At 57.1% G+C, this 9,857-nt stretch carries 8 protein-coding genes; 5 read left to right on the forward strand and 3 right to left on the reverse strand.

The features are described from left to right. Positions 1–447 (forward strand): ankyrin repeat domain-containing protein (locus tag K5905_RS18665; protein WP_297586531.1); only part of this gene is annotated, 447 nt, incomplete at its 5' end. Here the strand turns inward: K5905_RS18665 and folP are convergent. Then, entirely contained in the window at positions 444–1,148 is a 705-nt protein-coding gene (gene folP / locus K5905_RS18670) for a dihydropteroate synthase (protein WP_297586532.1), read from the reverse strand. The two genes, K5905_RS18665 and folP, sit on opposite strands and share 4 nt — an antisense overlap. 9 nt (positions 1,149–1,157) lie before the next feature. On the opposite strand from folP, the gene ade reads away from it, so the two are divergent. Further along, the gene (gene ade / locus K5905_RS18675) at positions 1,158–2,603 is read left to right on the forward strand and encodes an adenine deaminase (protein ID WP_297586533.1); all 1,446 of its coding nucleotides are present in this window, start codon (positions 1,158–1,160) and stop codon (positions 2,601–2,603) included. Positions 2,604–2,626: 23 nt separating this feature from the next. Here ade and K5905_RS18680 read toward each other — a convergent pair whose 3' ends face one another. Then, positions 2,627–3,172 carry a hypothetical protein gene (locus K5905_RS18680; protein WP_297586535.1) on the reverse strand — a complete coding sequence of 182 codons (546 nt, stop codon included), beginning with the start codon at positions 3,170–3,172 and terminating at the stop codon, positions 2,627–2,629. 83 nt (positions 3,173–3,255) lie between these two features. Between K5905_RS18680 and K5905_RS18685 the strand changes: the two genes are divergently transcribed. Together K5905_RS18685 and K5905_RS18690 are read left to right on the forward strand one after the other, a co-directional pair. Then, positions 3,256–4,413, forward strand: a complete 1,158-nt coding sequence (locus K5905_RS18685; RefSeq protein ID WP_297586536.1) for an AAA family ATPase — start codon at positions 3,256–3,258, stop codon at positions 4,411–4,413. A 308-nt stretch (positions 4,414–4,721) separates the two neighbouring features. Continuing rightward, the gene (locus K5905_RS18690) at positions 4,722–6,392 is read left to right on the forward strand and encodes a long-chain fatty acid--CoA ligase (RefSeq protein ID WP_297586538.1); all 1,671 of its coding nucleotides are present in this window, start codon (positions 4,722–4,724) and stop codon (positions 6,390–6,392) included. Between the two features lie 64 nt (positions 6,393–6,456). Here the strand turns inward: K5905_RS18690 and K5905_RS18695 are convergent, their stop codons facing one another. Continuing rightward, on the reverse strand, positions 6,457–7,458 hold the full coding sequence (locus tag K5905_RS18695) for a DMT family transporter (protein ID WP_297586540.1): 1,002 nt from the start codon (positions 7,456–7,458) through the stop codon (positions 6,457–6,459). A 313-nt stretch (positions 7,459–7,771) separates the two neighbouring features. On the opposite strand from K5905_RS18695, the gene K5905_RS18700 reads away from it, so the two are divergent. Then, a partial coding sequence (locus K5905_RS18700) for a xanthine dehydrogenase family protein molybdopterin-binding subunit (RefSeq protein WP_297586542.1) occupies positions 7,772–9,857 on the forward strand: 2,086 nt, incomplete at its 3' end.

Here is a 9,857-nt window from a genome sequence, read left to right on the forward strand (position 1 = left end):
TTGGCCTTCGCCAACGCCTTGATCTCGGCGGGCGCGGATCTGGATGCTGTTCATCCGGGTAATGGCGACACTCTGCTGATCAGCGCCATCAGCCTGTCCTGCCCCTCCATCGCCCATCGCCTGCTCGACAAGGGCGCGAATCCCGATCCGCGCGGCCTGTTCGGCGCCACCGCCCTGCACTGGGCCGCGATTATGGGCATGGCCGACCTTGTGAAACGCCTGATGGACCACGGCGTCTATATCTATCTGCGTGACGCCCAGTACAGCGCCACGCCGCTGGGATGGGCCGTGCAAGGCTGGCTCGAGCCGCCCCGCGGCGCCCGTGATGAGCACATCGCCTGCGCCGCTCTGCTGGTCAGCGCCGGCCTGCAGCCCGACGCGGACTGGCGGCACAGCGAACAGATCATGGGCGACAAGGCGCTGCGCCTGGCTTTGGGCTGGGCTTAGGCCCCGGCGTTCAGAACCGCCGCCTGCACCTTGAGGGCCTGAACCGTCTCGCGCACATCATGGACCCGCACGATGGCGCAACCGGCCCGTGCGGCGTGCAGGGCGACAGCGAGCGAGCCGCCCAGCCGATCCATTGCATCTTCCGCCGTGTGATCAATCGCCTGGATGAAGCGTTTGCGCGAGGCGCCGAACAGCACCGGCAGGCCCAGCGAGACGAAATGCTCGAGCGAGGCCATGAGCTGGAGATTATGCTCAAGCGATTTGCCAAAGCCGATGCCGGGATCGAGCACGATCAGATCGCGGTCAAAGCCGGTGGCGAGCAAAACTCCGGCGCGCTGGCCCAGATAGCGCGCCACGTCGTTGACCACGTCGTCATAGTGCGGCGCGGCCTGCATGGTGCGCGGTTCGCCCTGCATATGCATCAGACACACCGGCACCCCCAGCTCCATGGCGGTTTCCGGCGCCGTATCCGCGCGCAGGGCGTTGACGTCATTCCACAGGCTGGCCCCGGCATGCACGGCGGCGCGCGCGACCCCCGGCTTCATCGTATCAATCGAGATCGGCATGTCCGGGCGTTCCTCAAGGATCGCCTCGATCACTGGCGCGACGCGGTCCAGTTCTTCGCTTTCAGACACGGGTTCGGCGCCCGGACGGGTGCTCTCGCCGCCAACATCCAGACAATCCGCGCCGGCATCCAGCAAGGCCAGCCCGTGATCGCGCGCCGCCTGCGTGCTGGCGTGACGACCGCCATCTGCGACCCGCACGAGATTGCCAATGTCTTGGGAGCGGAAGGGATCAGATACTTTCTAGACAGTTCGCTTGAGACGGTGATGGACCTTCGGGTGAACCTTTCCTCTTGCGTTCCGGCGACAGCATTTGAAACTGCTGGTGCCAGTCTGGAAATCGAAGATCTGCTTCCCTTTCGCGAACACCCCAAGGTCATCGGTCTTGCCGAATTCATGAATTTTCCTGGTGTGCTTACCCGCGATCCGAAAGTGCTCGCCAAACTTGCTGCGTTTCAGGACGGTCATATTGACGGGCACGCTCCGTTGCTGTCCGGTCTCGGGCTTAACGGCTATCTTGCAGCCGGTATTCGAACGGATCATGAGGCAACTAGCGCGGAAGAAGCGCTGGAAAAACTTGCCAAGGGCATGACGATCCTGATGCGTGAGGGATCTGTATCCAAGGACCTAGAAGCCCTGGCTCCGATCCTGACACCGGATGTCTCCGCCTTTGTTGCGCTTTGCACTGACGACAGGAACCCGCTGGATATTGCCGAAGAAGGCCATCTGGACAGCATGATCCGCCGCCTGATCGCCAAGGGTATCCGGCCGCTCGACGTTTATAGAGCTGCAAGCTGGTCCGCAGCGAATGCTTTCGGATTGAAGGATCGCGGCACACTCAGTCCCGGCAAACGGGCCGACATCGTGCTGCTCAGCGATTTTGAAGATTGCCGGGTGAGCCAGGTCATCAGCGGTGGTGTCATTGCTGATCACAACGCATTTTCCCAACGCAACATAATTGTCCCTGTCGGGCTCGACAGCGTCAAGGTGGATGTTGTGTCGGCAGCCAAATTCGATATCCCCGCACGCAACAGCGAAGCGGACGTCATTGGCGTCGTTCCAGGCAGGATCATCACCGAACACCTTAAGCGAATGCTGCCTGTTTCCGGGGGCAAGACCCTGGTTGACCCGGAACAGGACGTCCTGAAGGTTGCCGTTGTCGAGCGTCACAAGGGCACCGGAAACATCGGTCTTGGATTTGTGAATGGGTTCGGAATGACCAGAGGTGCAATCGCCTCGTCCGTCGGCCATGACAGTCACAACATTTGTGTTGTCGGGGCTGATGAACAGGCCATGGCGCATGCGGTCAATCGGGTAATCGAGATGAAAGGCGGCTTTGCCGTGGCAGATGCGGACGGTGTCAAGGCAGAGCTGGCGCTACCGCTCGCGGGTCTGATGAGCCTTGAGCCTTTTGAAGCGGTGAAGGAGCATCTGGAGGACTTGCGCGGCGCCGCCAAGGCACTCGGCTGTACGTTGGCAGAACCCTTTCTGCAGGTCGCGTTCCTGCCGCTGCCGGTCATCCCTCATCTGAAGATCACGGATCTCGGTATGTTTGACGTCGACAAGTTCGAGCTGGTGGATCAGGGCAGCTAGCAGCTTGCCAGGCCGTTTGCGGATCAATACCTGCGCATCTGGTTCCGGAACCCCATCCACTTTTGAACGGAGCGCACTGCAAGTAAGGCGATGGCAGCGCCGAGGACGAGTGACCAAAGCAGAATTCTGCCGTCGAGGGCAAAGTCTGCGAGGTAATCCGTGGGATGGGCTATCCTCGGATTGATCGGCAGATAAGTGATAAAAAGAGTGTCGGAATCGCGGGTGCTGGAGTAGCCGGTCGGCATTTTGAATGAAATGATTTGCAAAGGAGAGTCGCCTGGTTTGAATTCGGCAACGAGGATGTCTCCAGTGCTCCAGGCCTTGTAGTTTTTGAGCGCGTTTCTCGGGTTGTCCCGAAAAATCTCTTCATACATGCCCGGATTTTGGGAAACCTTTTGAACGCTCAGAACAAGACCGCGCGACGACTCGCCAAATCCTTTCAGCAGCCAGAATTTCAATCCGCTGTCATGGTGGAAGTAGATCGACAGGAGAACTGCAAATGCCGCGAGAACGAGTATCGCCAGATTTAGCGCGTGACTGTCTTCAGCTGCTTCTTTCGGATTAAACATGCTCGTGCTTTCCCGGTTTCAGAGCCGCGACAATATTTGCGCCTAAAACCAGAAAAGTTGCAAATCTGGGTAGTATAAACCTCATGATTCTCACTCTTGCAGTCTCCGGGTACCGTTCGTTACGGGATATTGTATTGCCGCTTGATCGGATCACGCTGGTGACCGGCGCCAATGGCAGCGGCAAATCAAGCCTTTACCGTTCGATCCGGCTGCTGGCCGAAGTCGCACAGGGACAGGCAATTGCTTCACTTGCTGCGGAAGGCGGTCTGCAATCGACGCTCTGGGCGGGCCCCGAAGCGTTTTCGCGCGCCATGAAGCGCGGAGAGGTGCCTGTACAAGGCACTTTGCGCAAAAATGTTGTCAGCTTGAAACTTGGATTTGCAGACGAGGATTACGGCTATGCCATCGATCTCGGATTGCCTGCCGACGCCGGCCGTTCGTTCTTTTCAATGGATCCGGAAATCAAGGCTGAAGTCTTGTGGGCAGGGGAGGCGCTGTCCCGCTCAAATGAGATAGCGGGCCGCAGCGGGCCGACCGTCAGGGTTCTTAATGCCCACGGGCACCGGATGCCCGTGGTGCAGAACCTTGCTCGTTTCGACAGCATGATGACCCATGCAGCAGATCCGAAAGACGGACTGGAGCTGCTTGTCATGCGTGAACGCATGCGGGCCTGGAGGTTTTACGATCATTTGCGAACAGATCGGGACGCACCTGCTCGATTTCCCAAGATCGGCACCAGGACACCGGTCCTGAGCGCGGATGGCGGGGATCTGGCGGCCGCATTACAGACGATACTGGAGATTGGTGATGAGGTCGTTCTGGCCGAAGCCGTTGACGATGCATTTCCCGGAGCCTCCATCGAGATCACCGTCAACGACGGCTATTTCGAGCTCCTGATGCAGCAAAAGGGGTTGCTGAGGCCGCTCAGAGCGAGCGAGCTTTCGGACGGAACCTTGAGATATCTGTTGTTGACGGCTGCGCTATTGTCACCGCGTCCGGCACCGCTGATCGTCCTCAACGAACCGGAAACCAGCCTGCATCCGGCGCTGTTGGAGCCGCTCGCCAGACTGGTGAGCAAGGCCGCGGAGAAAACCCAGGTCATCGTGGTCTCCCATGCGGACGAACTTGTCACCTTTCTGGCAGAGCAACCTGAGTGTGTTCGCTATGATTTGCGCAAGGAACTGGGCGAAACAGTCGTGGATAGTGTCGAGCCGCCACGTTGGGCCTGGCCGAAAAGATAAATGCACCGAGTGCGTCGTGCATTGCGTTAAGTTTTTGATTTACCGCGGGTATTGCCAATCGCAACAGGGAACTTATCTAAACAGTATGTTTCGCAACTGCAAAAAAAAATGAAGGGGTGTCGTTACGTCGCGAGTTGACGTGAACGGAAGGTTGCGTCATGTCAGGAGAGACCCACAGAGGTAGCACTTCCACAGCAATGAGGCGCCAGGAGGAGACAATTGTTCGAAAGTTGAGTTGGGTCTTTCGGACAATTCAGGAAAACGGCTGATTGCGAAATGGAAGCGATAAGTACGCGTTGGAGAACGTTATGACGACTGCGGAGGAGTGGAGCGCGGCTTTTGGGCCACGCCCGGTACACGAATATCTCGAAACCACTGTTGCACAATTCGGCGACCGGCCTGCAGCCGATTTCATGGGAAAGGTCTGGACCTATTCCGAGCTCGGGGTGTTGGTCGACCGGACAGCTGCCGGGCTTCAGGCCATGGGGGTCGGGCCAGGCGTGCATGTCGGGCTCTGTCTGCCGAACACGCCTTTTTATACGATTTTCTATTTCGCGATTTTGAAGATCGGCGGCACTGTTGCCAACTTCAATCCGCTATATGTCGAGCGGGAAATCGCTTTTCAGGCTCGCGATGCGGATGTGCGCATCATGGTGACGATGGATCTGAAGTTGATCTACGACAAGGTCGAGGACGTCCGGAAGGAGAAGATCCTCGACAAGATCATCGTCTGCCCGATGACGTTCTGCCTGCCGACGGTCAAGAAGGTTCTCTTCAGTCTCTTCAAGCGTAAGGAAATAGCGGACATACCGCATGACGATGCGCATATCCGGTTTGAGGACCTGCAGACGAAAGGGGCGAAGCCCAAGCCTGTGGAGATCGATCCGGGAGACGCCATTGCCGTTCTTCAATATACCGGCGGGACTACCGGCGTTCCCAAAGGAGCGATGCTGACCCACAAGAACCTTTCCGCCAATATCGAGCAGATGCGCTGCGTCTTTGAAAAGGCGCGCCAGGGCGAAGAGAAGATGTTGTGCGTCCTGCCGTTCTTTCACGTTTTCGCAATGACTGTGGCCCAGAACCTGTCAATCATTCTGGGGGCGGAAATGGTGTTGCAGCCGCGCTTTGAACTGAAGGCGCTGCTTGATGCGATCACCCGCAAGAAGGTGACGTTGTTTCCAGGTGTTCCGACCATCTATACGGCGATCAACAACTCGCCGATGACCGTAAAATACGATCTGTCCAGCATCAACCTGTGTCTTTCGGGCGGCGCGCCCTTGCCGGTTGAGGTCAAGGAAAGCTTTGAAAAACTGACGGGCTGTATTCTGGTGGAGGGCTACGGGCTGACTGAATCGTCTCCGGTTGCTGCCGTCAATCCGCTGGATGAAAACCGGCGGGCTGGCTCCATAGGTCGTCTGGTGCCGGGTACCAAAGCAAGTTTTGTCAGCATTGAGGACAGAACCACCAAAGTTGCTCCGGGTGAAAAAGGCGAGTTGCTGCTTCACGGTCCACAGATCATGAAAGGCTACTGGAAACGCGACGACGCAACTGCGGAGGCAATCACCACCGATGGCTACCTGCACACCGGCGATGTCGGATATCAGGACGAAGACGGGTTCATCTACCTTGTTGATCGCATCAAGGATCTGATCCTGTGCTCTGGCTACAATGTCTATCCGCGGGTGATCGAGGAAGCGATTTATCAGAACGAGGCCGTGGACGAGACCATTGTCATCGCGATCCCGGATGAATATCGGGGCCAGTCGCCGAAGGCTTTCATCAAGCTGAAGGAAGGCTATTCCAGCTCAGCCGAGGATATGAAGACCTTCTTGAAAGATCACCTCTCAGCCATTGAAATGCCTCGGGAATTTGAATTCCGGGACGAATTGCCGAAAACCATGGTCGGCAAGCTGTCCAAGAAGGAACTGGTCGAAGAGGAAGCCCAGAAGCGGGCGGCAGCTCAGGCACAGAGCGCTTGAACAATATGAAATCCCGAGAAGAACGCGTCCGAAAGGGCGCGTTTTTTCTGTGTGACACATTCTGTTAATTCGAATAGCCGCGGCCGTCTGCGGCGCGGGCGAGTTCCCGGCCGCGTTTGGCTTCCCGGTGAACGGTGTACATCGACGCAGCGATCACAACGGCTGCGCCGAGCAAGGTTTCGATGCGGGGCCATTGGCTGAATATCAAGGCGCCGAAGATGGTCGCATAGAGCAACCTTGTGTAATCGAGTGAAGCGATTGCCGTTGCTTCGCCGGCCCTGAAAGCGCGGATGTTGGACATTTGTCCAGCCCAGGAGACGATGCCGACCAGGACCAGCAACCCCCATTGTTCAAGGGTTGGCGCTTTCCAGGTCATGATTGCCGGGATCAGCATGAGAAGACCGACACCAAAGGCCTGGTAGGTCAGGATCGTCACCGGCGGATCGGTGCGGGTCAAAATGCGAACAACGATCATCACCATTCCAGCGCAGGCAGCACCGGTAATGGCAAGTAGCGCATAGGGATCCACCAGGCTGTCGCCATCCGGGCGCAGCATCAGGAGTACACCGAGAAAACCGATAATGGTGGCCCCCCACCGGTGCACACCGACAGTTTCTCCCAACAGCCAGATCGCGAAGATGGTCAGGAAGAAGGTCTTGGAAAAGCTGATTGCCGTCGCTTCGGCGAGAGGCAGCTCAATAAAAGCGGTAAAACCGCAAAGCATTGCAGCTGTTGCGAATAGAATACGTGTGAGCTGCAGGCTAGGCCGCTTCGTTGCCAATGACGTTGGTAGACTGCTCAGGATCTTGGGGGCAACAATGACCAGCATTACCATCTGGCGGATGACAAGGATCTGAAAGACGCTCAGGTCTTCGCCGATAAACTTGATCAAGGTGACCATGATCGAAAACAGGAATGCTGCAAGCAGAATCCAGAGTGCGCCAATTGTGTTGGACGGCAAATGCGCTGTCATGGCCGTCACTTTCCGGGTGAAACGATTTCCGGAAGCGGGATCGGCTGCGCCAGCCGCCGTGTCGGGCGCTGGCTCTTTGGAAGGCATATCCATGTTGATTCCTGAACCAGACCGCAAAAAAGAAGCTGCGGCGCCGATGGCCGAGACAAACGGGCTGGTTTGGTCTGAAAGTCGATAGCGATTGCTGCAAGCTTAGCGCTTTTTTCCGGGAAGGGAAGAGGTTTGAAGCCGTTTGCCTTGAAGCGTGAAAGCAGTATATTCCGGATTGAACCGCTCGCGTCGGTCAGGAAGGGCCACGCAATTTGCACTGGAACCAGCTGTGTTCCAACGCTATGTATGAGCTAAACCGTTTCATTCGGTCTTCTGAATTCCCGGGAAGTTCTTCCCAAAATGCAGGTCCAAATTCATGAACAAGATGGTCACTCCGAAATTCGGTGTCGGCGCGCCGTTGCGTCGCAAGGAAGATGAACCGCTCGTTACGGGGCAGGGCATCTACACCGGAGACTACATGCCCGAGGGCTGCTTGCACGGTTACATGGTCCGCTCGGCCATGGCGCATGCCAGGATCAAAGTGGAAAACGCGGACGAAATCCGGGAACTGGACGGTGTCAGACTGGTTCTGACCGGGGCGGAAACCACAGGCATGACCATGCCGATGATGGCCCGGATCAAGCAGGTCGACGGGACCCACTTCGAGATCCCGCCACAACCGGTCCTTTGCTCCGATGAGGTGCGGTATGTCGGCGATGCAATCGCCTTCATTGTGGCTGATGATCTCAATACGGCCAGAAATGCTGCCGAAATGCTGGAAGTGGATTACGATCCTCTTGATGTCGTTGTTGGCATTGAAAATGCCCTTGCACCGAACGCGGTCAAGGTCTGGCCGGATCGAGACGACAACATTGCTTTCAGGTTCGGACAGGGAGACCAGGCAAAGACCGATGCTGCCTTTGCCAAGGCCGACAAGGTTGTCTCCATAGATGTGGTCAACAATCGCATCGTGGCAAATTATATGGAATTGCGCGGCTGCGTGTCGGAATTCAATTCCGATACCGAACGCTACAAGGTGACGCTAGGAACCCAGGGTGGACACGGAATGCGTGATGTTCTGTGCAAGATTCTCGGCCTTGAAGATGACAAGATCCAGATTGTCACGCCGGAAGTCGGTGGTGGTTTCGGCACCAAGATCTTCTGCTACCGTGAATATCCACTAACCATGATGGCGGCCAAGATGCTTGGCAAAGCCGTGCGTTGGGATGGTGAGCGCATGGATCATTTTGTCACTGACGCGCATGGCCGGGACAATCTCACGCACGCGGAACTGGCTCTGGATGCGGATAACAGGATCCTCGGCCTGAAGGTGGATGTGAAGGCTGCCATGGGTGCCTATCTGCATCAGTTCGGCCCGTTCATTCCCTGGGTCGGCGTTTCCATGTCGTCCGGGCTTTATGACATTCCGGCGGTTTACGCGACGGTGGACGGCATCTTCATGCATACAGTGCCGACCGATGCATTTCGCGGTGCCGGACGTCCCGAAGCTGCCTATCTCATCGAACGTCTGATCGACAAAGCCGGTGAGGAGACCGGCCTCGGGCCGATTGAGTTCCGCAAGCATAACTTCATCAAATCGGACCAGTTGCCTTACACCACGCAGACAGGACGGATGTATGACACCGGCGATTTCAGCGGACACCTGGACAAGGCGCTGGACGTTGCAGACTGGGCGGGGTTCAAGGGCCGTCAGGAGAAAAGCGCCAAATCCGGAAAGTACCGTGGCTTCGGTATCAGCTCCTATATCGAATGTTGCGCATTCCCTGGCAGTGAAGAGGCGACGCTGGAACTGAACAGCGAAGGCAATCTGACACTGCTGATCGGCACGCAGACCAACGGCCAGGGTCACGCTACAGCCTATAGCCAGGTCGTTGCGGAGAAATTCGGTGTCTCGATTGAGGATGTGGAGGTAATCCAGGGTGATACGGACCGGGTTCGCCAGGGCGGCGGCACTGGTGGATCCCGTTCAATCCCTCTCGGGTTGCCTTCTGTTCGCGATGCCAGCAACACGCTGGTGAAGAGGGTCAAGGAACTGGCGGCGGATCGATTGGAAGCCGGTGTTGACGATCTTGAGCTGGAAAGCGGTGTCGTTCGCGTCGTCGGAACCGACCAGCAAGTAACGCTTGCGGAGATTGTCGCTGGTTCAGGTGAAACGCTGATGGCCCGCGAAGAAGTCAATCAGACAGAAGCGACCTATCCCAACGGCACGCATATATGCGAGGTCGAGATCGACCCTGAGACAGGTGATGTCGGAATTGAGAACTATGTCATCGTTGACGATTTCGGTGTCACGGTGAACCCTTTGCTCCTGGCTGGTCAGGTTCACGGCGGTACGGCGTCGGCGCTCAGTCAGGCCTTGTGCGAACATACCGTCTTCGACGAAGATGGACAGTTGCTCTCGGCTTCCCTTCTCGACTACCGGATGATCCGCGCGGCTGATC

This window comes from Roseibium sp., assembly GCF_025698965.1.
GTDB lineage: Bacteria > Pseudomonadota > Alphaproteobacteria > Rhizobiales > Stappiaceae > Roseibium.